A 23,615-nucleotide genomic window follows, 5' to 3' on the forward strand; every position below is an offset into this window, starting at 1 on the left:
CAAAATTGCATACTCAATCACCCCTGATTGATCGGGTCACAAGACGCCTGACGGCTTGAGGCGTCAAGAAGAAACAGGCTTTTTAGAGGCGACTGTTGACGGCATGGAGACAGTTCCGCCCCCTTGGGTCGATTGCGTTAAAGATCAATCCGGACAAGCGTGTCGTGTAGGATCGGGGCCAGCAGGTGTGCCCAGTGGCGTTGCGCGTCCGGCGTCTCGATCAGGTCGGAGCGCAGCTCGATCAGAACATTCAGCCGCCCCTTGTGCAGGGCGTGTTGATCAATGGCATCTCCGGCGAACCATCCATCGTAGGGCTCGTTGTTCCCGATACAAAGTCGCTCGCCAAGCCTGTCAGCTGCGGCCAAAAGGGCGGGAGAGGTTTCCATCGCGGCGATCAGCGGATCGGTCAGGCGTTTGTCATAGGCTGAAAGGATGCCGATTTGCCACGGGCGGCGCGGGCGCGATTTGAGTTGGGGGGTGAAGCTGTGAACAGCAACAATCACTGTGTCTGCCCGCCGTGCCGCCAGTGCTTCATAGGTATCATGGTAGGGGCGGTAATAGGTGTCGATCCGGCGGGTGATCTCCGCGCTGTCGGCATGGCGATTGGCGGGGATGATCGTTCCGTCATAGATCTTGCGCACCAAGGTGGGGTCATCCGCGCCGCGGTTCGGGTCAATCACAAGGCGCGAGAAGGTCGACGCAATGGCGGGGCTGTCCAACAGCTCTGACAAGGCCACGGTGACACCGCGTGCGCCAATGTCATAGGCAATGTGGCGCGCCATCTCGGCGGGAGGCAGGCCCAAGCCGCATATCCCGTCGACGGCAATGTCGTCCGGCACGCGGTTGCTCGCATGGTCGCAGGTCACAAGCCACCGTCCGGTGCGGGCAGGTCCGATAATTTCAAAGGGTAAAGGTCGGGTCATCGGTCCATCACATTTGATTTGCAGACTTGTTTAAAGTGTTTGCGCTAAAACCGCCAGTTGTGCCGCCCTCGTGTTTGCGGCATAGAGGGAACGGCCCTGAAAGAAATTTAATGACTTAAAAGGATGTAAGGCAGTATGCGACGTTTACGGAACGTGAAAATCGTGGCCACTCTTGGGCCCGCCTCCAATGACTATAAGATGATCCGCGCGCTCGCCGAGGCCGGTGCGGATGTCTTTCGCCTCAATATGAGCCATGGAGATCATGACGAAATCCGTGTTCGCCATGAGATTATTCGCAAGGTCGAGACAGATCTCGGTCGCCCGATCGCGATTCTCGCCGATCTTCAGGGCCCGAAATTGCGCGTTGGAAAATTCTCGTCCGGGGCGCATGACCTCGAAGAGGGCGATAAGATCCGCCTCGATCTTGATCCGGCTCTTGGCGATAGCAATCGCGTGCAACTGCCGCACCCCGAAATTTTCGCAGCCCTGAAGCCAGGCGCGAACCTGCTCGTCAATGACGGCAAAATCCGCCTTCAGGTCGAGGACTGCGGCGAGGATTACGCCAACTGTGTTGTCATCGTCGGGGGGACGATTTCCGACCGCAAGGGCGTGAACGTCCCGGACGTATTGCTGCCGCTTGCTGCGCTGTCCACCAAAGACCGCAAGGACCTCGAGTTCACCTGTGAACTGGGTGTCGACTGGGTCGCGTTGTCGTTCGTTCAGCGCCCCGAAGATATGGTTGAGGCCAAACAGCTGGTGAATGGCCGCGCTGCGGTTCTTGCCAAGATTGAAAAGCCGTCTGCCGTCGAGAATTTTGACGATATTCTGGCCGCATCCGACGGGATCATGGTTGCCCGTGGTGATCTTGGGGTCGAGCTTCCGGTGCATGCCGTTCCACCGATCCAGAAACGCCTGATCCGCAAGTGTCGCGCCGCCGCCAAGCCGGTGATCGTGGCCACGCAGATGCTTGAGAGCATGATCGAAAGCCCGATGCCGACCCGTGCCGAGGTCTCTGACGTTGCGACCGCGATCTATGAGGGCGCCGACGCGATCATGCTGTCCGCCGAATCCGCCGCAGGGAACTACCCGATTGAGGCCGTCACCACGATGAATAACGTGGCGATGGAGGTCGAGAACGACGCAACCTACCGCGAAGTGATCGATGCCTCCCGTTCGGCCGCCAAAGATACCGTGGCCGATGCCATCGTGTCCGCCGCCCGCGAGATCGCCGAGACCACCAACGTCAAAGCCATCGTATGCTATTCCGAGAGCGGCACCACCGCCTCCCTGACAGCCCGCGAGCGACCTCATGTTCCGATCATCGCCATGACATCGCGCCGCAACACCGCCCGCAAGCTGTGTCTCTATTGGGGCATGCACTGTGTGATGACCGGCGAGGTCGAGCGCTTTAAAATGGCTGTGGTCAACGCGGCGCGGGCCGCGCGCACCGCGGGGTTCGCCACGGAGAAAGACATGATCGTTGTCACGGCGGGTATTCCGTTCAATCAGCCCGGCTCGACCAACATTCTTCGTGTTGCGCCGTGCGAGGAACGCTTGATTTTCAACACCGATCCCGAATAATTGCGTCCGTAAAACGTTTTTGGGGCGGTGGGGACTATGGATACCGATCTATTTCTTGTTATCGGCACGGCTGTTTTGGTCCTCGCCATTCCTGCCGTTATCGGCGCACTGTCGGAAAGCCGTCCGCCCCGTGCGGCGGCCATGCTCGTGATGATCGGCGGGGGTCTTTTGATCCTCGCCGTCACCCAACACCCCGGTGGATATGCCGTGGGCGACATCCCGATGGCGCTCACCCGTGTGCTCGGGCGCTATTTCTAAACGAATTCGCCCGCAAGCCCGACAATCTTTACAAACAGACTTGCCAAAGGCACCCCCCCCGTGTACTTGCACGCGCTCATGGTGCGTGGCCGGCTAAACGGCATGCCGAGTCGCGCGTTACAACCATCGAAATACGAAGGAGATGGAAATGCCCAAGATGAAGACGAAATCGAGCGCTAAGAAGCGCTTTAAAGTGACCGCCACAGGCAAGGTCATGGCAGGTCAGGCCGGCAAACGCCACGGCATGATCAAACGCCACAAGAAATTTATCCGTGACGCACGTGGTACAACCACGCTCTCCGCACCCGATGCGAAGATCGTGAAGTCCTACATGCCATACGACCGCTAAGAAGGAGCTAGGATATGTCCCGCACCAAAGGTGGTACTGTTACCCACGCCCGTCACCGTAAAATCGTTAAGGCCGCGAAAGGCTATTATGGCGCCCGTAGCCGTAACTTCCGCACCGCAACGCAGGCTGTCGACAAGGCAAACCAATACGCGACACGCGACCGTAAAAATCGCAAACGCAATTTCCGCGCTTTGTGGATTCAGCGTATCAACGCTGCTGTTCGCGCCCATGACGATGGCTTGACCTACTCCAAGTTCATCAACGGCCTGTCCCTCGCGGGCATCGAAGTGGACCGCAAGGTTCTCGCCGATCTCGCCGTGCATGAGCCCGAAGCGTTTGGTGCCATCGTCGATAAGGCGAAGGCCGCGCTCTAAGCTACTCACCCTTTTCGGGTAGATATTTGAAGCCGCGGACCTCCTATGGGGTCTCGCGGCTTCTTGCTTTTCAAACCCTCCGTGATACCAAGCGGGGGAACAGGAATACGGAGCATTCCCTCTGTGGGTGCGTCCAGAATACAGGGGTGCCAGATGGACGACCTAAAGACCAAATACCTCACCGCCATTTTGAATGCGGCTGACGAATCCACGCTTGAGGATATCCGCCTGCAAGCGGTCGGTAAAAAGGGCGAAGTGGCTCTGAAAATGCGCGAGCTTGGCAAGATGACGCCGGAGCAACGTCAGGAGGCCGGTCCAAAACTCAACGCCCTCAAGGACGAGATCAACGCCGCCCTCGCCGCCAAAAAGGCGGGCCTCGAAGATGCCGCACTTGATGCCCGTCTGGCCGAAGAGTGGCTTGACGTGACATTGCCCGCCCGTGATCGTCGCCAAGGGACGTTGCACCCGATTTCGCGCGTCTCCGAGGAAATTTACGCGATCTTTGCCGATCTCGGGTTTGCCGTCGCCGAAGGTCCGCAGATCGAGGATGACTGGCACAATTTCGACGCGCTCAACATCCCGCCGCACCACCCCGCACGCCAAGAGCATGACACGTTCTACATGCACCGCGGCGAGGGCGACGACCGCGCCCCGCATGTGTTGCGCACCCACACGTCCCCCGTGCAAATCCGTGCCTTGACCGAACAGGGCGCGCCCATTCGCATCATCGCACCGGGCCGTGTGTACCGCTGTGACTACGACCAGACCCACACGCCGATGTTCCACCAAGTGGAGGGCATGTGCCTTGGCAAAGACGTGTCGATGGCCAACCTCAAATGGGTGCTCGAAGAGTTCTTTACCGCGTTTTTCGGCACCGAAGTCAAAACCCGTTTCCGCGCCTCGCACTTCCCGTTCACAGAGCCCTCGGCGGAGGTGGACATCCAGTGCAAATGGGACAACGGCACCGTCAAAGTGGGCGAGGGCGACGATTGGCTCGAAGTTCTGGGCAGCGGCATGATGCACCCCAACGTGCTCAAAGCGGGCGGCATTGATCCCGCCGAGTGGCAGGGCTTTGCCTTTGGCATGGGCATCGACCGCCTCGCCATGCTCAAATACGGCATTCCAGATCTGCGCGCCTTCTTCGACAGCGACCTGCGTTGGCTGCGCCACTACGGCTTCAACCCGCTGAGCGTCCCGACGTTGGCGGGGGGGATTCACGGGTGAACTTGAGTTGGGTTCAAAAGGTTTGGGTGATGTTGTACCCGACGCATAGGGAGTATCGCGTACTCAAGCAGGTTAGTGCGCAGCGAGGCGGTCCCAATGTTAAACTGATGGACTTGAAACTCACGGATCACTCTTTGCTCACAGATCTTGAAGCGCAAAATCATCTGGCGAATGTGCATATATCTGGTGATCAAGCGGTAGCTCGGATTACGCCTGGCGGACGGGATCGCCTTTGTCAACTTCGTAAAAGGCAACTTTTTTGCCAGCTGATTTTCGGTGGGCCCCTTGTTTTCGCCTTCTTCTTCAATGCCCTGAATGCCCTGTCTGCGACTACTGTTTGCCCGTTGGTGCCGTTTGGATGGGAAACTCATTTCGCAAAGTGCGAGAGCTTCGTAAAAGAGAAAAATCATGACCAACAACTCTGACAACATGGAAGACCTCCAAGATACCTATCCCGGCGCGGGGACGTTTCGGTTGGCGGAGGATGAGGCGCGGTGCAATGCGCTCAACAAACTCGTCGCTGCGGGCAAGAAAACCGCGACCTGTTTGCCGTTTTCCGAGTTCGACAATGATCCTGACGCCCTGCCGCAAGTGGGGCGTGCCGACATCATCGCCAACTGGGACGGCACCCCCGCAATGGTCGTGCGCACGCTCAAAGTGGACCGCATCAAGTTCCGCCATGTGACGCCGCAAATGGCCAAGCTTGAGGGCGAGGACAAAGATATCGACGCATGGCGCAAACGCATCACCAAGGCCTTTGGCACCAAGGGCGAAAAGGGTGTCGAGTTGGACCGTGATACGCTTTTGGTATTTGAAACATTCGAATTGGTTGAGGATCTCGGCGTCCGTTAACGCCGCCCTCCCGACACGCAAACCGACGCCCGCGCGGGCAAAGGAGACACCGACATGAAATTCACTCTCTCTTGGCTCAAAGAGCACCTCGACACCGAGGCCTCCCTCGACGACATCCTCTATGCGCTGACCGATCTGGGTCTCGAAGTGGAAGGCGTGGAAAACCCCGCCGAGGCGCTCAAGGGCTTTAAGCTCGTGAAAGTGCGCGAGGCCGTGGGCCACCCCGACGCCGACAAGTTGCGCGTGTGCACCGTCGACACCGACGAGGGCGAAACCCAGATCGTCTGTGGTGCGCCCAATGCGCGTGCGGGGATCACCGCCGTTCTGGCCAAGCCGGGCATGTATATTCCGGGTCTGGATATTACGATTTCGGTCGGCAAAATCCGTGGTGTCGAAAGCTTTGGCATGATGGCGTCGATGCGCGAATTGAACTTGGGTGAGGACCACGACGGGATCATCGAGCTTGAGGGCGGTGAGATCGGCATGGAGTTCGCCGACTATCTGGCGCAACACGACCCGTCAAAGGTCGAGCCTGTGATCGAGATCGCGATTACGCCGAACCGTCCCGATGCGCTCGGCGTGCATGGCATTGCCCGTGATCTGGCCGCGCGTGGTCTTGGCACGCTCAAAACCCCCGCGACCCCGACTGTTGCGGGCGCGTTTGCCAACCCGATCTCCGTGACAATCGAGGACGCGGCCAAGGATGGCTGTTTCGTCTTTGCGGGGCGTTTGATCAAGGGCGTGAAAAACGGCCCTTCGCCACAGTGGTTGCAAGACCGCTTGACCGCGATTGGTCTGCGTCCGATTTCGGCGCTTGTCGATGTCACCAACTTTTTCACCTATGATCGCAACCGTCCATTGCACGTATTCGACGCGGGCAAAGTGGAGGGAGGCCTGTCCATCCATCGCGCCAAAGGTGGCGAAACACTCGTGGCTCTGGACGAGAAAACCTACACCATGCCCGAGGGCGCTATGGTGATTTCGTCGGGCGGCAAAGTGGAAAGCGTTGCGGGGGTTATGGGCGGTTTGGAAACCGGCTGTACCGATGACACCGTGGACGTGTTTGTCGAGGCGGCGGTGTGGAATACGCTCGATATTGCCAAGTCCGGCCGTGCGCTCAAAATCAACTCCGATGCGCGGTACCGCAACGAGCGCGGCATTGACCCCGCCTACAACATGCAAGCGATGGAAGACGCCACCGCGATGATCCTTGATCTGTGCGGCGGCACCCCGTCCGAGGTTGTGGTCGCCGGCGACGTGCCCGATGTGCGCCGCGCCTATCCTCTCGATACCGACCGCGTGCAGTCGCTGGTGGGGATGGAAATCACGCCCGCGCGTCAGGTCGAAATTCTCACCGCATTGGGGTTCGAGATGGATGGCGATATGGCCAAAGTGCCGTCTTGGCGTCCCGATGTGCTTGGTTCGGCGGATCTCGTTGAGGAGGTCGCCCGCGTTGAAAGTCTAACGCATCTGGAGCCGAAACCCTTGTCGCGCCCTACGGGCGTGGCCAAACAAATCCAGACCCCGATGCAGGTGCGCGAAAGTGCGGCGCGTCATACGGCGGCGGCTTTGGGTTACAACGAATGCGTTACCTATTCTTTTGTGGACGAGAAAAGTGCGCAATTGTTCGGTGGCGGCTCGGATGCGGTGAAATTGCAAAACCCGATTTCGTCGGAGATGAGCCATATGCGACCTGATCTGTTGATCGGCCTGTTGCAAGCGGCGAGCCGCAACCAAGCGCGCGGATTTTCCGATCTGGCGTTGTTCGAATGCGGGCCTGCGTTCCATGGTGGTGAACCTGGTGAGCAGCATGTGCAGCTTGGTGGTTTGCTCGTTGGTGCGACCGGTCCAAAGGATGTCCATGGCGCACGTCGTATGATTGATCTGTTCGATGCCAAGGCCGATGCAGAGGCCGTTCTGGCCGCCATTGGCGCCCCTGCCAAGGCGCAGATCATGCGCGACACGGCGGCGTGGTTCCACCCCGGACGGTCGGGGAAAATCTGTCTTGGCCCGAAAAAGGTCCTCGCGCAGTTTGGCGAAGTGCATCCCAAGGTGCTCAAACAGATGGGCGTCAAAGGTCCGGCTGTGGCGTTCACCGTCTATCTCGAAGCAGCGCCCATGCCGCGCGGCACCAAGGTGGCGCGTTCGGCGTTTTTCACCAATGATCTGCAAGCGGTTGAGCGGGACTTTGCGTTTGTCGTCGACAAAACCGTCAATGCGCTCGACGTGGTCAACGCGGCGGGTGGCGCGGACAAGGCGCTGATCGAAGAGGTGCGTGTGTTTGATGAATTCATCGGCGGCTCGTTGGGTGAGGATAAAAAATCCCTCGCCATCACCGTGCGCATTCAACCGACAGAGGCGACGCTCAAGGAAAAAGACCTTGATGAATTGTCAGCCAAAGTGGTGGCGAAAGTCGAAAAAGCCACGGGTGGCACCTTGCGCGGATAACGCACGCCATTAGGATCATGATATGAAAAGGGGGCTTCGGCCTCCTTTTTGCCAAGAGCGGGAGAGAGATATGAAGGTCTATTTGTCAGGCGAAATTCACACCGATTGGCGTGATCAAATCGTTGCAGGTGCAGCGCAACTTGATGTCGACTTTTCAGCGCCTGTCACCGATCACGGTGCTTCGGATGATTGTGGCGTTGCGATCCTTGGTGGCGAGACGGATAAATTCTGGCACGATCACAAGGGCGCGAAGCTCAATGCGATCCGCACCCGCATGGCCATCGAGGCGGCGGATGTGGTCGTGGTGCGGTTTGGTGAAAAGTACAAACAATGGAACGCCGCGTTTGATGCGGGCTATGCCGCCGCCAAAGGCAAGGCGTTGATCGTCATGCATGGGGCCGATCATCAGCACGCGCTGAAGGAAGTGGATGCTGCGGCGCTTGCCGTTTGCGAAACGCCGCAGCAGGTGGTCGAGATGCTGACCTATGTTTTGAACGGAACCTTGCCGTCCTGATTTACTCGGGGCGTGCGGGAATGTTTTTCGCGCGCTGCACGGCGGGCCGTGCGTAAAAGCGGTCAATGTAGGCGGGGACGTTTTTAAGCTGATCCGCACCTGTGATCTCTTTGGCGCCGTAGAAATCAAGCGCGTTGAGCCACGGGGCGAGGGCCATATCGGCAATCGAATAGTCTCCCATCATCCAATCGCGTCCTTCAAGGCGCGTCTCGATGACATTCAACAGCCGCTTGGCCTCGTTCGCATAGCGGTCGCGGGCGGTTTTATCCTCCATCGCGGCCCCTGCGAATTTGTGGAAAAAACCCAATTGTCCGAACATCGGGCCGACGCCGCCCATTTGGAACATCACCCATTGGATGGTTTCAATGCGGGTTTTGGGATCAGAGGATAGGAATTGCCCCGTTTTCTCAGCGAGATACAAAAGGATCGCCCCGCTTTCAAACAGCTCGATCTGTTGTCCGTCCGGTCCGTTGGGATCAATGATGGCCGGAATTTTGTTGTTGGGATTGAGCGCCAGAAAAGCATCACTTTTGACATCGGCGTCCGACAGGGTGACGAGATGTGGCTCATACGCCAACCCCATTTCCTCAAGCGCGATGGAGATCTTTACGCCGTTGGGTGTCGGGAAGGAATAGAGCTGTAAAACGGTCGGGTTTCGAGCGGGCCAACGGGTAGTGACCGGATGGGAAGAGAGGGTGCGTGACATGTGGCGGCTTTCTATGAGGGTCTGTGACTTTCAGGCGTCTGTTATACTTAAGTGTGCGCGGTGCGCGCCAAAAGGGCTAGAGACTGTTCGGAATTCTGCTATGCAATGTGCGGGGTTGTGACAGGTTGTCGCAGCCATTGGTGGGACTTAAGTGGGAAAAATTCCATGTTGAAAGAATTCAAAAACTTTATCGCCAAGGGCAATGTCATGGACATGGCCGTTGGTATTATCATCGGTGCGGCCTTTACCGCGATCGTGAAATCCTTGGTCGACGACCTGATCAACCCGTTCATCGGCTTGTTCATGGGCGGCATCGATTTTGCGAATAAATATGTGGTTCTGTCTGGTGATGTTGCGGCGGGGACGCCCCTTGCGGATGCCCGCGAAAGCGGTGCCGCGATTTTCGCCTATGGCTCGTTCATCATGGCGGTCATCAACTTTCTGATCATCGCGTTTGTGGTGTTCATGTTGGTGCGCAGCGTGAATAAAATCAAAGCCGCCGCCGAGAAACCCGTCGAGGCCGCCCCCGCAGCGCCCGCGGGCCCATCGGAGCTTGATGTGTTGCTCGAAATTCGCGACTCGCTCGCGAAAAAGTAAGTGGCCACATCATCGCTCGCGTTCGTGGAGCACACAAATAGGCCCGTCGGATTGCTCCGGCGGGCCTTTTGCGTGGCAGGGTGCCACGACTTGGGGGACACATCATATCATACGGGGGATGCCGCGGGTTCCGTCGCCGCTTGCGTATAAAAAATGGCTGTGGAACACTCTCCCGTAATTCGGGTCAGCTTGGGACAATCCGCCGCCATGACAACACTGGACGATACCGACCGCCGCATCTTGCGTATTTTGCAGCGCCATGGCCGCATTTCAAACGCGGATCTGGCGGTTCAGGCCAATGTGTCGTCGTCGGCCTGTCATCGCCGCGTACAGCGGATGGAGGCGGAGGGTGTGATCCGTGACTATGCCGCCATGATCGATCCGCGCCACGTTGACCGGCGTGCCACCGTTTTTGTCGAGGTGACACTCGACAGTCAGGCTGACGAGACCCTGGATGAGTTCGAGCGGGCCGTGGCTCTGGTCGAGGATGTTTTGGAGTGTCACCTGATGGCGGGGTCGGCGGATTACATGCTCAAGGTGGTCGCCGCAGACACCGAACATTTCGCAATCGTTCACCGCCAATTGGTGCGCCTGCCCGGGGTGCAGAAAATGCAATCCTCTTTCGCCATGCGCACGGTGTTCAAGACGACCGCCCTTCCGGTGTGAGGGGCGTGCGCAGTAGTGTTTTGGGAAATACGGGTGTCTATGCTACTCATGGTGCTGTCGTTTCGGGGAGGATGCGATCTATGGCACGGATAAAGCACGCAGATAATGTGATTTCTGCCGTCGAATCGGGATCTGTCGGATCGCGATTGACGGCCAGTTGGCGTCGATCCCTCAACAAGCATGGCCTTGATCCCGCGCTGAGCCACGCCCCGCGCCGGTTTGAACGCGGCGAAGTCAATGAGCGCCGCGACAGTATGGGGCCGTTCATGGAACTCGCCACCCCGAAGCTCGATCACCTGTTCCAGATGGTTGGCCAAACGGGCTGTTGCGTGGTGTTGACCGACCGCGAGGGGGTCGTCCTTGATCTGCGTTCGTCCGATGGCGATGCCGCAACGTTTGACAAGTGGGGGCTGTGGTACGGCGCCGATTGGTCGGAGGGAGCGGAGGGGACCAACGGTATCGGCACTTGCATCGCAGAGGCCCGCCAGATCACCATCCATCGTGATGAGCATTTCCTGAGCCGCAACACTGCGATGTCGTGTATGGATGCGCCGATTTTCGGTCCCGATGGGGAATTGATCGCGGCGTTGGATGTCTCGTCATGTCGCGCCGACCAAACCGAAGCCTATTCGCGACTGATTGCGGGCGTCGTCGCCCAAACCGCCAAACAGATCGAAACCGAAGCCTTTCGCGCGGCCTTTCCCAAGGCCCGTATCGTGACCTCGCCCGAGGAGCGTCCCGAGGGGGCGGTGTTGTTGGCGGTGGATCGTGACGACCTTATCGTCGGAGCAACCCGCGCGGCGCGGCGTGTGTTCGGGTTGGGACAGGGCGGTGCGCTCACACCGCGCCCTGCGTCGGATATTTTGGGACGTGACACAACCGCATCCGCCTTGGAACGGGCCGAACGTGCCGCGCTCAAACGCGCCATCGCACGTTCTGGCGGCAACCTGTCAGCGGCGGCGCGTGCGTTGGGAATCGGTCGGGCAACGCTTTATCGTCGCATGGGCCGGCTTGGCCTCGATGCGACCTGATCGGGCCATAGGGTGACCTGATCTGTTCGCTCGCAACGCCAATCTGTATCAAACTGTCTCACCCGTGAGACACTTTTGATCTGTTGTGGGAGAGAGGGGGCTGACGCAGCCGCGTGCGGCTTGTCATGATCCGGGTATACCGGCGGGAGGACGCCGGCATTCTTGGAGGAGAAAACCCTATGAACGTTCAGTCCAAAACTGATAGCAAATACACCAACCCGTTTAAGGCCAAATACGACAACTTCATTGGCGGGAAATTTGTCCCCCCTGTGAATGGTAAGTATTTTGAAAACATCACCCCGATCACAGGCCACAAAGTCTGTGACGTGGCGCGTTCGGACGCGGCGGATGTCGAACTGGCACTTGATGCTGCGCACGCCGCCAAGGCCGCATGGGGCAAACGCTCCGCGACCGACCGCTCCAACCTCTTGCTCAAAGTGGCTGACATCATCGAGGCGAACCTCGAACTGATCGCGACCGCAGAGACATGGGACAACGGTAAGCCGATCCGCGAAACAATGGCTGCCGATATTCCGTTGGCTGCTGACCACTTCCGCTACTTTGCATCCGTACTGCGCGGGCAAGAAGGTTCGATGTCCGAAATCGACGAAGACACCGTGGCCTACCACTACCATGAGCCGCTCGGCGTTGTCGGCCAGATTATCCCGTGGAACTTTTCCATCCTGATGGCCGCGTGGAAAATCGCACCGGCCCTGGCTGCGGGCAACTGTATCGTGCTGAAGCCCGCCGAACAGACACCTGCCGCAATCATGGTTCTGGCCGAGTTGATTTCCGAGGTGCTGCCCGCAGGGACGCTCAACATCGTCAACGGTTACGGTGCCGAAGTGGGCGCGCCGCTCGCACGTTCGCCCCGCATTGCCAAAATCGCATTTACCGGCTCCACCGCGACGGGCCGCATGATTATGCAATACGCCACAGAAAACCTCATTCCTGTGACGCTCGAGCTTGGCGGCAAGTCGCCAAACATCTTCTTTGCCGATGTGATGCGCGAAGATGACGCCTTCCTCGACAAGGCCGTTGAGGGCTTTGTTCTGTTCGCGTTCAACCAGGGCGAGGTTTGCACCTGTCCATCGCGCGCACTGATCCACGAGGATATCTACGAAGAGTTCATGAAGCGCTGTATCGCCCGCGTCGAGGCGATCGTGCAAGGCGACCCGCGCGACATCAACACGATGGTCGGCGCACAGGCCTCGCAAGAACAGCAGGAAAAAATCCTGTCCTACCTCACAATCGGTCGTGAAGAGGGCGCAGAAGTCCTGACCGGTGGCGATGCGGCAAAATTTGATGGCGATCTGTCGGACGGCTATTACATCCAGCCGACAATCCTTAAAGGTCACAACAAGATGCGTGTGTTCCAAGAGGAAATCTTTGGCCCCGTTGTGTCCGTGACAACGTTCAAAACCGAAGAGGAAGCCTTGGAGATTGCAAACGACACCATGTATGGCCTCGGTGCCGGTGTGTGGTCGCGTGATATGAACACCTGTTACCGCTTTGGCCGCCACATCGAGGCGGGTCGCGTGTGGGTCAACAACTACCACGCCTATCCTGCACATGCGGCCTTCGGTGGCTACAAACAGTCGGGTGTCGGTCGTGAAAACCACAAAATGATGCTCGATCACTACCAACAGACGAAAAACATGCTCGTCTCCTACAACCCCAACAAACTGGGCTTTTTCTAAACGCCTCGGTTGCGGGTTCCGGGCCGCCATTCGGGCGCCCTCCCTAAGAGACGTGCGGCTTCGCCTCAAGCTTTGCCGCACGTCTCGTCCCTGTTTTCCGGTGGTCCCGTTCCGTGGGGCCACCGTTTTTAATTCGGAAAGGATGCGAGATGACTGTTGAACGTGTTGTGGCGACCGAGGCGGCTCTGGCGCTTTTGGCGGATATTCGGGCCGATCATGGCGATGTGATGTTTGTCCAGTCGGGCGGGTGCTGTGACGGCTCTTCGCCGATGTGTTACAAAGAGGGTGATTTTAAAGTCGGGCCGCGCGACGTCCATCTGGGCGATGTTGCCGGTGCGCCGGTCTGGATTTCCGAAAGCCTGTTCGAGATTTGGCGCCATAGCCAGATGATCCTCGACGCCGGTGCCGGTAATGGCGCGGGCTTTTCACTCGATACGGGGCGTGGCACCTGCTTTCACTCCAAGGCGCGTTTGTTCACGGACGAGGAAAGCGCACAACTGAGCGCCTAGCGTTCACCCTTTTTCGTGACGGCAATGGACAAACGCGGCAAAACCCTTTAAATGGGCCCAAATTGCGCAGATTGACTGCGCGCCGATTGGACATTCCCACATGATTACGCCCCTCTCTGACGCGCTTGCCGAGCGCGGTTATGACACTTTGACCGATGTACAAACCGCTGTTACAGCTCCTGAATTGGAACAGGCCGACTTGCTTGTTTCGGCTCAGACAGGGTCGGGTAAAACGGTGGGCTTTGGTCTGGCCATCGCCAAAACCCTTTTGGGTGACGAGATTCGTTTTGGCCCCGCCGCCTCGCCGCTCGCTCTTGCGATTGCGCCGACACGCGAATTGGCCATGCAGGTCGCCCGCGAACTGGAATGGCTCTATGCCAAGACGGGCGCCAAGGTTGTGACCTGTATCGGTGGTATGGATGCCCGCACCGAGCGGCGTTCGTTGGAACGTGGTGCGCATATTGTTGTCGGGACCCCCGGGCGTTTGCGCGACCACATCATGCGCCGTGCGCTTGAGCTCGATGATATTCGCGCTGTGATCCTTGATGAAGCCGACGAGATGCTTGATCTGGGGTTCCGCGAAGATCTTGAATTTATGCTTGGCGAATGCCCTAAGGACCGTCGCACGTTGATGTTCTCGGCCACCGTGTCCAAGTCGATTAGCCAGATTGCCACAAATTTCCAACGCGATGCCGTGCGGATTTCCACCGTGTCCGAGCGCAATCAGCACTCCGATATTTCGTATCAGGTGATCCAGTGTGCCCCGCGCGATGCCGAGCATGCGATTATCAACCTGCTGCGCTATCACGATAGCCAAACGTCGATCGTGTTCGCCAATACCCGTGCCGCCGTGGCCCGTTTGACGGCGCGGTTTGCCAACCGTGGTTTCTCGGTTGTGAGCCTGTCGGGTGAGTTGTCGCAAGACGAGCGTAGCCATGCGTTGCAGGCGTTGCGCGACGGGCGTGCGCGTGTCTGTGTGGCTACCGATGTTGCGGCGCGCGGGATTGATTTGCCGAATCTGGAACTTGTGATCCACGCGGATATCCCGACCAACACCGAAGGCCTGTTGCACCGCTCCGGCCGCACAGGGCGTGCAGGTCGCAAAGGGACATCCGTGCTGATCGCGCCCGATAATGTCGCGAAAAAAGCGCAGCGCCTTTTGAAGTGGGCCAAGATCGAAGCCGAATGGCGCGGTGCGCCGACAGCCGAAGAGATTCTGGCGCTCGACGAGACCCGTTTGATGGATGACGCGGCATGGACCGAAGCGTTAACGGAAACCGAGACGGTGTTTGCGGCCACGCTTCTGGCCAAATATAGCCCCGAGCAAATCGCAACGGCCTGTTTGCGTCTCTACCGTGCGGGCCTGTCCGCGCCCGAAGAGATCAATGTCCACACAGGGTCGCGTCCGCAAAAAGACCCGCGCGAAACCTTTGGCCCGTCCAAATGGGTTGCGCTGTCCGTGGGGCGTGACAAGAACGCCGAGCCGCGTTGGCTCCTGCCATTGCTGTGTCGTGCGGGAAACATCGACAAGTCGAAAATCGGCAAGATCAAAATGGAGAACACGGAAACCTTCGTTGAACTTCAGGAAGCTGCTTTCCCTGATTTCATGAAACAGCTTGGTGCCGGTGGCGAGCTTGAGGATGGCGTGACTGCGCGCGCCGTCGAGGGGACGCCAACGTTTAGTTCCGGTGGACCGCGTTCGCCGAAGGCCCGCTTTGACGGCCATAGTGGCAAGCCACGCGGCGAAAAACCGGCCTACGACAAGCCCAAGTATGACAAACCGCGTGGTGACAAGCCCAAGTATGACAAACCGCGTGGTGACAAGCCGGGCTATGACAAGCCGAAGTATGACAAGTTCGAAAAGCCGGCACGCAAGGAGCGCGATGACGCTGTTCACGCCCCTGTAAAGCCACGCAAGGACAAGCCAAGCGATAAGCCCGCAGGCAAGTTCAAGGGCAAGCCGAAACCCGCAGGCACGGGTGGCAAGCCCGCCGGAAAACCGGCAGGCAAGCCCAAGGGCGGCAAGCCCGCAGGCAAGTTCGACAAAGCGGGCGCGGGTAAAAAGCCCCATCGCAAAGGTGCGGCCCCCAAAGGCGGACCAAAGGGCGGCGATGCGGTTTTGACACGTAAGAAATAAACGCAAGTTGCGATGACATCGATAGGGGCGGCGCGATCAAAACAAAACCCCCGCGGCGCAAAAGGCAGCGGGGGTTTGTATTCTTTTAATGTCCTCGCACTTGCGTGCTTCGGACCGTTCTAACATCGAACGGCTTTAGCTCTTAGAGCATGCCTTCGCGTTGAGCTTTTTTACGAGCCAACTTGCGAGCACGACGTACGGCTTCAGCTTTCTCGCGTGCCTTCTTGACGGAGGGCTTTTCGAAATGTTGCTTGAGCTTCATTTCACGAAAAACGCCTTCGCGTTGAAGTTTTTTCTTCAGAGCACGGAGTGCCTGATCGACGTTGTTATCACGAACGCTAACCTGCATGTGGTGTCACCACCTTCCTAGTTAGATTTGCATGAATTGCAGGAAGCCGCCGTATAGCAAAACGCCCCTACCTTGTCTACTATGTCCATAACCCCAAACAGGAGTGATCCGATGCAAACCACTGCTTATCTCGACCCGACCCGCGAAAAACTGCTTGATGCGGCGCTTGCGCACGTGGTGTTCGACGGATGGGGGCCCGAGACGTTCAAGTCGGCGGTTGCTGATTCGGGTATCTCGGAGGGATTGGCCAATGTGTCTGCGCCTCGCGGGGCCGCCGATTTGGCCGCTGCCTACCACAAGCGGGGGGATCGCACGATGCTCGCTGCGCTTGCGGATGCCGATCTGGGCGCGATGCGGTTTTCGGACCGGATCGGTCATGCGGTCTGGTTGCGATTGCAGGCGGTGGACCGCGAGGTGGTGCGCCGTGGCATGTCGCTGTTCTCCTTGCCGCATTACGCGCCTGAGGGGACCAAGCTACTTTGGGAAACGAGCGACGCAATTTGGAACGCGATGGGCGATACCTCGCGCGATGTGAACTGGTACACGAAACGCGCTACGCTTTCGGGTGTTTTTGCCTCCTCCGTGCTGTTCTGGCTTGGCGATGAGAGCGAAGAGTTCACCGAGACGCGGGCCTTTATCGACCGCCGCATTGCCAATGTCATGCAGATCGAAAAAGCCAAGGCTACTGTGCGCGAGAACAAGGCGCTTTCGGCGCTGTTCGCGCTGCCGACCGCGATCCTCGGCACGATCAAGGCCCCTGCGGGTGTGGGGCGTGACGACATTCCCGGCACGCGTTCTGATTAATTCGAGACCACGGAGAACCCTATGAGCCATTCCACCACCATGCGTGCCGTTGAAATCTCACAGGCGGGTGGTCCCGATGTGCTGCGCCTGTGTACGCGGCCCGTGCCAGTGCCGCGCGTCGACGAGATCGTGATCAAGGTGGCCTATGCGGGGGTGAACCGTCCCGATGCGTTGCAACGTGCGGGGATGTATAATCCTCCCGCAGGCGCGTCCGATTTACCCGGTTTGGAAGCGGCGGGCGAGGTTGTGGCCGTTGGTGCATCTGTGTCGATGTGGTCCGTGGGCGATCAGGTCTGTGCGCTCGTGCCCGGTGGGGGGTACGCCGAATATGTCGCGACCCCTGCGGCCCATGCGTTGCCTGTTCCCGCGGGTTTGACCCTTGAGCAGGCGGCCTGTCTGCCCGAGACGTTTTTCACTGTTTGGTCGAATGTGTTCGAGCGCGGCGGGTTGCGGGCGGGTGAGCGGTTTTTGGTGCATGGCGGTTCATCCGGCATCGGCACGACCGCGATCCAGTTGGCGCATGCGTTCGGCGCGCGGGTCTTTGCCACGGCGGGATCTGATGCGAAATGTGCGGTCTGTGCGACCCTTGGGGCGGAACGGGCGATCAACTACCGTGATGAGGATTTCGTTGAGGTGATGAAGGCGGAGGGCGGGGCCGATCTGATCCTTGATATGGTCGGGGGTGATTACATTCCCCGCAATGTCAGGGCGTTGGCGATGGAAGGGCGGCTCGTCAATATCGCCTTTTTGCAAGGGGCCAAAGCGGAGCTGAATTTTGCCGCCGTTATGATGCGGCGTCTGACGCTGACTGGCTCGACGTTGCGCCCGCAACCGGACGCGCAAAAGGCGCGGATCGCGGCGGAGCTACGCGACAGGGTCTGGCCGTTGCTCGCATCGGGTCGCATCGCGCCGGTGATGGACAGCCGCTATGCCTTGGCTGATGCAAGTGCCGCCCATGCCCACATGGAAAGCGGCGCACACATCGGGAAAATCGTGCTCGAGATTTGAGACGGCTATTCGATGTCCTGTAAAAGGGCATCGGTCAGTGTGCAGTCGCGAATTGTATCCGCGCCGCATGTGCGCGGTTCCAGTTCGGGCGTCAGGCAGACGCGCACCTCCTGGATCCGGTAGTCTTTGCAGGTCACTGTGATCTCGTTGGCGTCCAACCCCTCGTTCACGTTCATAAACGCCTCTTCGATGACCGCGGCGGGGACTTTGATATCGTGGGGCAATTTCATAAAGGCCGAGGGGCGTTTGATTTTGTCATAGGCGGCACGCGACAGGTCAAGGAACGCCTGAGCCTCTAGGCCCGAACATCGCCCGTGCTTTTTCCACTGATACCACGCGGCCCCACCGGTCCCCATGATGTCCTCCATCGCTTCGGTTTGACGCCGTGACGGGTCGCGCACCGAGGTGTGACAATAGGAGGGCCAACCGTCCTCGTATTGTGGCCAAAGCCCGTGCAGGACCCACCCGAGCTTGCGGTCGCATTGCGGGGAGTTGCGTGCATCGCCCTCAAGGGCGCACCACGTTGGCGACCACGACAGTGACAAGACGTAGTAGTCGAAATCGCCCGCTGCCTCGCCATCTGCCCATGCGGTCAGTCCAAACGTGGATGCGGCCAGTGCGACTGCGGTCACCAATCGTTTACTCATTTTCTCTTCCCCTTACGCAATTTCCGCACTATACACCGGCCAAGCTCCCTTACAACGGATACGTCCCCAAAGCGGGAAAGCCTTTTCAGGCGGCGCAGAAGTTCTGTTCGGGGCATAGGCATCGCAAGGAGAGTATTCCATGGCAAAACCAATTATGGCGAAAGCCACCGCCGTTTGGCTCGTCGACAACACGACGTTGAGCTTTAAACAGATCGCTGATTTTTGTGGCCTTCACGAGCTTGAAGTTCAGGGTATCGCAGACGGGGATGTGGCCGCCGGTGTGAAAGGGTTTGACCCGATCTCGAATAACCAGTTGACCTCCGACGAGATCAAAGCGGCTGAAGGTAATCCGGCACAAAAGCTGAAGTTGAAATTCAACCCCGCCGCCTCTGGTGAGGAAAAGCGCCGTGGTCCACGCTACACGCCGTTGTCCAAACGTCAGGACCGTCCCAATTCGATCTTGTGGCTTGTGAAATTCCACCCCGAGTTGGCGGATTCCCAGATTGCCAAGCTCGTCGGCACGACGAAACCGACAATCCAGTCGATCCGCGAGCGCACGCACTGGAACATTGCCAACATGCAGCCGATTGATCCGGTTGCCCTGGGTCTGTGTAAGCAGACCGAGCTTGATGCCGCTGTGCAAAAGGCCGCTGCGAAACGGGCCGCGGAAGGTGCTGCAATGACCGATGACGAGCGCCGCAAACTGTTGTCGACCGAGCAATCTCTGGGCATGGGGACCGAACCCAAAATGCCAACGGCCATTTCGGGTCTCGAAGCCTTCTCCTTGTCGGGTGATCTTGACGATGACGAAAAAGAGGGTCCGATCCCTGACGCCGACAGCTTCTTTAACTTGCCGGATAATGACGGCGATGAGGGCGACGATGATTGACGCCTGACCGAAACAAGGTCACGCCATTAAAAAAGCCCGCCAATCTGGCGGGCTTTTCTGTGTACGCATGTTCGTAGATCCAGCTTAGAAAATCCCGAAGAAGTTGAGATCTTGATACCCTGTCACATCTTCAAAGATGATGACCGTCCCGCTTTCAAGGGTCATGGTGGTATCGACCCCGTCATCGTTAAACGTCTCATACCGGCCTTCACTGATGCCGAGGATATCCCCGCCCACGACAAAGTCGGTGATGATATTCGTGCCTTCATTGACGGCGCTATCAAAGATAAATGTGTCGACGCCGCTACCGCCACTGAGCCTGTCATTGCCAGTGCTGCCTTTCAGCACGTCATCGTCATTCCCGCCATAGAGTTTATCATTGCCGGAGCCGCCATAGAGGATGTCGTCACCGTCATACCCTTTGAGCGTGTCTCTGCCGGAGCCGCCTTTGAGTTTGTCGTTGCCCGAGCCGCCCACAACCGTGTCGTTGCCCGAGCCACCATCCAGAGAGTCGTTGCCGGATCCGCCATCGAGGCTGTCATTGTTGTTGCCGCCGTAGAGTTTATCTTTGCCGGCGCCGCCACTCAGAGCGTCGTCGCCATCATAGCCCTTCAGGCTGTCGTTGCCATCGCCGCCTTTAAGGGTGTCGTTGCCTTTGCCACCAACCAAAGTGTCATTGCCTTTGCCGCCATCCAGAAGGTCGTCGTTTGTGCCGCCGTCCAAGGTGTCGTTGTCATTGCCACCGTAGAGTTTGTCTTTTCCGGATCCGCCATTCAGAATGTCGTCGCCGTCATAGCCTTTGAGTTTGTCGCTACCGGAGCTGCCTTTCAAGACGTCGCTGCCTTGACCGCCGGTCAGGCTGTCGTTGCCCTTGCCGCCTTCAAGAATGTCGTCGTCATCGCCGCCATCGAGTGCGTCGTTATCATTGCCACCGTAGAGCCTGTCCGCGCCGGAACCGCCAACAAGGGCATCGTTGCCGTCATAGCCCTTGAGGGTGTCGTCGCCCTCATTGCCCAAAAGGGTGTCGTTGCCCGCCCCGCCTTTGATGTCATCGTTCCCGCCAAGGCCGTAAACGATGTCGTCGCCGTCGCCCGCGTTGAACGCATCGGCAACTTCGGTGCCTTTGAATGTGTCATCTTCGCTTGAGGAGACAAAGCCTGCCACGTCAGTCAAATCGATCACATCGCCCGCGCCGTATCCGGTAGGGGGGGCGAAGCTGACATTGGTGATTGTTGTATAAAATGCCATAAAGTCCGCGGGACTGGATAGGGTTGGGAGTGTGTCGCCTGCGATAGCGATCATCAGGCCAACACTGTCCCAGCCGCCTGCATCCTGGTTCTCCCACTCCAGGAATGTAGACAGAAGTGTCGTTGACTTGGATCCCCCCCACTCAACCGTAAATGTCTCCATAGATACGTAATCCGCATCAAGAACAGAGGCGCCGCCCGTGCTGTCAGAGGCGTAGAGAAGCTCACCAATGCCGCTGAGCAAGATATCCGCGCCGGAAAATCCTGTGTCCTCTTCTGTATACAGGCCTTCGACCGTGTACGTCACTGATGTGCCTGACACGTCAGTGACGTAGTTGATTGTGTCGGAATACATTTCTACGACTGCAAATTCGTCGGTTTCCCAATCGTAGAATCCGACTTCGACCCATCCGTTAAAAGTATATGTTGTCATAATTCAAACCTTCCCCAGTGATACCCTAATGGCGTCAGGTTACCTTCCGAGGGGTGAATATGTAAACGGCAAATTAACCTTGAAGCACCCTTAGGGTGCGCTCTACACACCCTTTCGAGCGCGCAGGGCGGCGGTAATTGTCCCGTCGTCAAGGTAGTCAAGCTCACCGCCGATCGGCACGCCTTGGGCCAATGAGGTCACGGCGCAACGATTCGAGAGTTGATCCGCGATGTAGTGGGCCGTGGTCTGGCCGTCGACGGTGGCATTGAGCGCAAGGATCACCTCGGTGACCTGTTCATCGGCGACGCGGCGCACGAGGGCAGGGATGCGTAGGTCCTCGGGGCCGATGGCGTCAAGGGCGGAGAGCGTCCCGCCAAGGACGTGATAGCGCCCGCCAAAGACGTTTGCGCGTTCCATTGCCCAAAGATCGGCAACGTCCTCGACCACGCAGATTTCACCATTGGCACGTTTGCCCGAGGTACAGATGTCACAGATGTCAGAGGTACAGATATTGCCGCATTGCAGGCACTCGCGAGCGCTGTCGGCCACGCCCTGCATCGCGGTGGCGAGCGGCGCCATCAGGCGGGCGCGTTTCTTGATCAGGTGGAGGACCGCCCGCCGCGCCGAACGCGGGCCGAGACCCGGAAGCCGTGCCATAAGGTCGATCAGCGCCTCGATGTCCTGTGTCGCGTCCCCCACCCCCGTTGCCTCAGAACGGCATTTTGAAATCAGCAGGCAGGCCGAGACCATCGGTCACTTGTGCCATTTCCGATTGGGCGCGCTCGGCGGCTTTGGCCTGTGCGTCCTTGATCGCGGCGAGGATCAGGTCCTCGACCACTTCTTTTTCGTCGGGGTTGAAGATCGACGGATCGATGTCGAGCGCGGTCAACTGACCTTTGACGGTGGAGGTGGCTTTGACCAGACCCGCGCCGCTTTCGCCGACAACGGTCATGTCGGCCATCTTGTCTTGCAGGTCAGCCATTTGCTGCTGCATCTCTTTGGCTTTTTTCATCATGCCGGCCATATCGCCGAGATTGCCAAGTCCTTTGAACATCTTTGTGTCTCCTCTTCGGTTAAGCGTTAGATACGCGCAGCGGCTGCAGTTCTCAAGGTCAGCCATGCGTTGAGCCGCCACATCCCCCACGCCAGGGGAATAGCCGACAAGCCCGCGATGACATAGGCGAGGGGCTCGGTCGCAAAGCTTTCGAACATCTGGGTATAGGCGTGGATCGCGCCAAAGGTCACGGCGGTGTTGAACAGGCCGCGCAGGTTGCGGTGTGCCGCGAAGGCTGCAACCGCGATCAGGGCAAGCGCCCAAAGCACGGCGTAAATCTGTTCGGAGATCACCACTGCCGTGGCCTTAAACGCCTCACGCGCAGCTTGAACGGTGTCGTAATCATAAGGCTCTGACCCGTTGGTTTGCGGCCCCCAAAGGGTTTCGCCTACGACATCGCCCCAAAGCGAGCCGACAAGGGCGCACATGTTGGCGACGACAAAGGCCATGATCGCGAGGATAAGGGTATGGCGTCCGATGCGGCCCCCCCAACGGTCGCGGGTGACAACGGCCACCGTTATGAGGGCGGTCATTTGCAGGATCGAGAGCGTCGGTTCCCCGGAATAAAAGGCGTAAACGGCGTGGTAATATCCGGTGTTGGCGTCGAGCATTTGTGCAAACGGGATGATTGCGAGGGCTGTGATAAACCGCACGTCCACAAACATCCCCGCTGCCGCGATGAGGCCCGCGCCATAGAGTAAAACGGCGGCTTTGGGCCATCCGGTCACGTGGCTTTCGCTGATCCAGTAGGCGCATCCCGAGAGGTGTAGGGCACCCCCCATGATGACAATGGCCCCGACGACAAACGGATGGCGGGTCGGGCGGCGCAGTATCCATGCTGCGGGCCATGCGACCGCTGCGCCCGCGATCACGGTCACCGGCCCCGCGACCGCTGCGCCCGCGATCACGGTCACCGGCCCCGCGACCTGTTCATAGCTGATGAACGCCTCCGCGCCAAATCCGCCGACCAACAAACCTGCTCCGATGAGCGTTGCGGCCTGTCCGAACATGGCGAAGCTGTTGCTTTTCCGGCGTAGAATAAGAGATCCGAGGGCCAATAGAGCCGCGCCCAGAACGGCAACGGATAGCGCATCCGCGAGCCATGAGATCAGGCCGACAGTTGCCGCAAAAATACCACCGGCCAAGATAACGTTTACGATGAGTTGCGTCATCACGTTACGGGCGCGGGCCTCGATTTGCGCGGCTTGTTCAGGCGTGATGATGCCATCGTCTACGAGTTTGGTGGTGTCGGCAAGTGCGTGCATGATGCCCTTTCACGAGCGATCCGCGAGGTGCGGAATAGGTCTGGCCATGT

Annotated in this window: 26 protein-coding genes; 17 read left to right on the forward strand and 9 right to left on the reverse strand. The window is 58.6% G+C overall.

Features of this window, described 5'->3' with window-relative positions; all coding sequences use genetic code 11:
- Positions 1 to 137 precede the first annotated feature (137 nt).
- Positions 138 to 923, reverse strand: coding sequence for an N-formylglutamate amidohydrolase (locus ACN0Q0_RS13445; RefSeq protein WP_417243918.1), 786 nt, complete (start codon positions 921 to 923; stop codon positions 138 to 140).
- A gap of 135 nt (positions 924 to 1,058) precedes the next feature.
- On the opposite strand from ACN0Q0_RS13445, the gene pyk reads away from it, so the two are divergent.
- The 5 genes from pyk to pheS all read left to right on the forward strand — a co-directional run bounded on the left by pyk (position 1,059) and on the right by pheS (position 4,709).
- Positions 1,059 to 2,504, forward strand: a complete 1,446-nt coding sequence (gene pyk, locus ACN0Q0_RS13450) for a pyruvate kinase (RefSeq protein ID WP_417243919.1) — start codon at positions 1,059 to 1,061, stop codon at positions 2,502 to 2,504.
- Between the two features lie 36 nt (positions 2,505 to 2,540).
- A complete protein-coding gene (locus tag ACN0Q0_RS13455; protein ID WP_417243920.1) occupies positions 2,541 to 2,762 on the forward strand; it encodes a hypothetical protein in 222 nt (73 codons plus the stop codon).
- A gap of 148 nt (positions 2,763 to 2,910) precedes the next feature.
- Positions 2,911 to 3,111, forward strand: coding sequence for a 50S ribosomal protein L35 (gene rpmI, locus ACN0Q0_RS13460; protein WP_058247396.1), 201 nt, complete (start codon positions 2,911 to 2,913; stop codon positions 3,109 to 3,111).
- 14 nt (positions 3,112 to 3,125) lie between these two features.
- Positions 3,126 to 3,485 carry a 50S ribosomal protein L20 gene (gene rplT / locus ACN0Q0_RS13465; RefSeq protein ID WP_062216829.1) on the forward strand — a complete coding sequence of 120 codons (360 nt, stop codon included), beginning with the start codon at positions 3,126 to 3,128 and terminating at the stop codon, positions 3,483 to 3,485.
- Between the two features lie 153 nt (positions 3,486 to 3,638).
- Positions 3,639 to 4,709: a phenylalanine--tRNA ligase subunit alpha gene (gene pheS / locus ACN0Q0_RS13470; protein WP_417243921.1), complete on the forward strand. Its 1,071-nt coding sequence runs from the start codon at positions 3,639 to 3,641 to the stop codon at positions 4,707 to 4,709.
- Here pheS and ACN0Q0_RS13475 read toward each other — a convergent pair.
- Complete coding sequence (locus ACN0Q0_RS13475; RefSeq protein ID WP_417243922.1) at positions 4,700 to 5,140, reverse strand: hypothetical protein; 441 nt, start codon at positions 5,138 to 5,140, stop codon at positions 4,700 to 4,702. The two genes, pheS and ACN0Q0_RS13475, sit on opposite strands and share 10 nt — an antisense overlap.
- Here ACN0Q0_RS13475 and ACN0Q0_RS13480 point away from each other — a divergent pair.
- The 3 genes from ACN0Q0_RS13480 (at position 5,118) to ACN0Q0_RS13490 (ending at position 8,523) form a co-directional block, all read left to right on the forward strand.
- The gene (locus ACN0Q0_RS13480) at positions 5,118 to 5,561 is read left to right on the forward strand and encodes an ASCH domain-containing protein (RefSeq protein ID WP_417243923.1); all 444 of its coding nucleotides are present in this window, start codon (positions 5,118 to 5,120) and stop codon (positions 5,559 to 5,561) included. The genes ACN0Q0_RS13475 and ACN0Q0_RS13480 overlap by 23 nt on opposite strands.
- Positions 5,562 to 5,615: 54 nt before the next feature.
- On the forward strand, positions 5,616 to 8,009 hold the full coding sequence (pheT, locus tag ACN0Q0_RS13485; RefSeq protein ID WP_417243924.1) for a phenylalanine--tRNA ligase subunit beta: 2,394 nt from the start codon (positions 5,616 to 5,618) through the stop codon (positions 8,007 to 8,009).
- Positions 8,010 to 8,079: 70 nt separating this feature from the next.
- The gene (locus ACN0Q0_RS13490; protein WP_417243925.1) at positions 8,080 to 8,523 is read left to right on the forward strand and encodes a YtoQ family protein; all 444 of its coding nucleotides are present in this window, start codon (positions 8,080 to 8,082) and stop codon (positions 8,521 to 8,523) included.
- A 1-nt stretch (position 8,524) separates the two neighbouring features.
- Here the strand turns inward: ACN0Q0_RS13490 and ACN0Q0_RS13495 are convergent, their stop codons facing one another.
- Positions 8,525 to 9,229 carry a glutathione S-transferase N-terminal domain-containing protein gene (locus ACN0Q0_RS13495; RefSeq protein ID WP_417243926.1) on the reverse strand — a complete coding sequence of 235 codons (705 nt, stop codon included), beginning with the start codon at positions 9,227 to 9,229 and terminating at the stop codon, positions 8,525 to 8,527.
- Between the two features lie 165 nt (positions 9,230 to 9,394).
- Between ACN0Q0_RS13495 and mscL the strand changes: the two genes are divergently transcribed.
- From mscL to ACN0Q0_RS13525, 6 genes are all read left to right on the forward strand, one after another.
- On the forward strand, positions 9,395 to 9,826 hold the full coding sequence (gene mscL / locus ACN0Q0_RS13500) for a large conductance mechanosensitive channel protein MscL (RefSeq protein WP_417243927.1): 432 nt from the start codon (positions 9,395 to 9,397) through the stop codon (positions 9,824 to 9,826).
- Between the two features lie 207 nt (positions 9,827 to 10,033).
- Complete coding sequence (locus ACN0Q0_RS13505; RefSeq protein WP_417243928.1) at positions 10,034 to 10,492, forward strand: Lrp/AsnC family transcriptional regulator; 459 nt, start codon at positions 10,034 to 10,036, stop codon at positions 10,490 to 10,492.
- 80 nt (positions 10,493 to 10,572) lie between these two features.
- Positions 10,573 to 11,523, forward strand: coding sequence for a GAF domain-containing protein (locus tag ACN0Q0_RS13510; RefSeq protein ID WP_417243929.1), 951 nt, complete (start codon positions 10,573 to 10,575; stop codon positions 11,521 to 11,523).
- Positions 11,524 to 11,702: 179 nt separating this feature from the next.
- Positions 11,703 to 13,223, forward strand: coding sequence for an aldehyde dehydrogenase (adh, locus tag ACN0Q0_RS13515; protein WP_417243930.1), 1,521 nt, complete (start codon positions 11,703 to 11,705; stop codon positions 13,221 to 13,223).
- 149 nt (positions 13,224 to 13,372) lie between these two features.
- On the forward strand, positions 13,373 to 13,732 hold the full coding sequence (locus ACN0Q0_RS13520) for a DUF779 domain-containing protein (protein ID WP_417243931.1): 360 nt from the start codon (positions 13,373 to 13,375) through the stop codon (positions 13,730 to 13,732).
- 100 nt (positions 13,733 to 13,832) lie between these two features.
- On the forward strand, positions 13,833 to 15,869 hold the full coding sequence (locus tag ACN0Q0_RS13525; protein ID WP_417243932.1) for a DEAD/DEAH box helicase: 2,037 nt from the start codon (positions 13,833 to 13,835) through the stop codon (positions 15,867 to 15,869).
- A gap of 142 nt (positions 15,870 to 16,011) precedes the next feature.
- Here ACN0Q0_RS13525 and rpsU read toward each other — a convergent pair whose 3' ends face one another.
- On the reverse strand, positions 16,012 to 16,218 hold the full coding sequence (rpsU, locus tag ACN0Q0_RS13530) for a 30S ribosomal protein S21 (RefSeq protein WP_058263026.1): 207 nt from the start codon (positions 16,216 to 16,218) through the stop codon (positions 16,012 to 16,014).
- 111 nt (positions 16,219 to 16,329) lie between these two features.
- Here rpsU and ACN0Q0_RS13535 point away from each other — a divergent pair, with 111 nt between their 5' ends.
- On the forward strand, positions 16,330 to 17,022 hold the full coding sequence (locus ACN0Q0_RS13535) for a COQ9 family protein (RefSeq protein WP_417243933.1): 693 nt from the start codon (positions 16,330 to 16,332) through the stop codon (positions 17,020 to 17,022).
- Between the two features lie 21 nt (positions 17,023 to 17,043).
- Positions 17,044 to 18,030 (forward strand): NAD(P)H-quinone oxidoreductase, encoded by a 987-nt coding sequence (locus ACN0Q0_RS13540; RefSeq protein WP_417243934.1) that lies wholly within the window; start codon positions 17,044 to 17,046, stop codon positions 18,028 to 18,030.
- A 5-nt stretch (positions 18,031 to 18,035) separates the two neighbouring features.
- On the opposite strand, the gene ACN0Q0_RS13545 is transcribed toward ACN0Q0_RS13540, so the two are convergent.
- Complete coding sequence (locus ACN0Q0_RS13545) at positions 18,036 to 18,677, reverse strand: ribonuclease T2 family protein (RefSeq protein ID WP_417243935.1); 642 nt, start codon at positions 18,675 to 18,677, stop codon at positions 18,036 to 18,038.
- Positions 18,678 to 18,816: 139 nt separating this feature from the next.
- On the opposite strand from ACN0Q0_RS13545, the gene ACN0Q0_RS13550 reads away from it, so the two are divergent.
- Positions 18,817 to 19,566, forward strand: coding sequence for a DUF1013 domain-containing protein (locus ACN0Q0_RS13550; RefSeq protein ID WP_417243936.1), 750 nt, complete (start codon positions 18,817 to 18,819; stop codon positions 19,564 to 19,566).
- Positions 19,567 to 19,650: 84 nt separating this feature from the next.
- Here the strand turns inward: ACN0Q0_RS13550 and ACN0Q0_RS13555 are convergent, their stop codons facing one another.
- The 4 genes from ACN0Q0_RS13555 to ACN0Q0_RS13570 form a co-directional block, all read right to left on the reverse strand.
- Positions 19,651 to 21,246: a calcium-binding protein gene (locus ACN0Q0_RS13555; protein WP_417243937.1), complete on the reverse strand. Its 1,596-nt coding sequence runs from the start codon at positions 21,244 to 21,246 to the stop codon at positions 19,651 to 19,653.
- A gap of 102 nt (positions 21,247 to 21,348) precedes the next feature.
- On the reverse strand, positions 21,349 to 21,996 hold the full coding sequence (recR, locus tag ACN0Q0_RS13560) for a recombination mediator RecR (protein WP_417243938.1): 648 nt from the start codon (positions 21,994 to 21,996) through the stop codon (positions 21,349 to 21,351).
- Positions 21,956 to 22,300 (reverse strand): YbaB/EbfC family nucleoid-associated protein, encoded by a 345-nt coding sequence (locus ACN0Q0_RS13565; RefSeq protein ID WP_417243939.1) that lies wholly within the window; start codon positions 22,298 to 22,300, stop codon positions 21,956 to 21,958. Before ACN0Q0_RS13565 ends, recR begins: the two co-directional genes overlap by 41 nt.
- A 26-nt stretch (positions 22,301 to 22,326) precedes the next feature.
- Positions 22,327 to 23,565: a hypothetical protein gene (locus ACN0Q0_RS13570; RefSeq protein ID WP_417243940.1), complete on the reverse strand. Its 1,239-nt coding sequence runs from the start codon at positions 23,563 to 23,565 to the stop codon at positions 22,327 to 22,329.
- Positions 23,566 to 23,615 lie beyond the last annotated feature (50 nt).

It is taken from the genome of Celeribacter sp., from assembly GCF_048259695.1.
Lineage (GTDB): Bacteria > Pseudomonadota > Alphaproteobacteria > Rhodobacterales > Rhodobacteraceae > Celeribacter.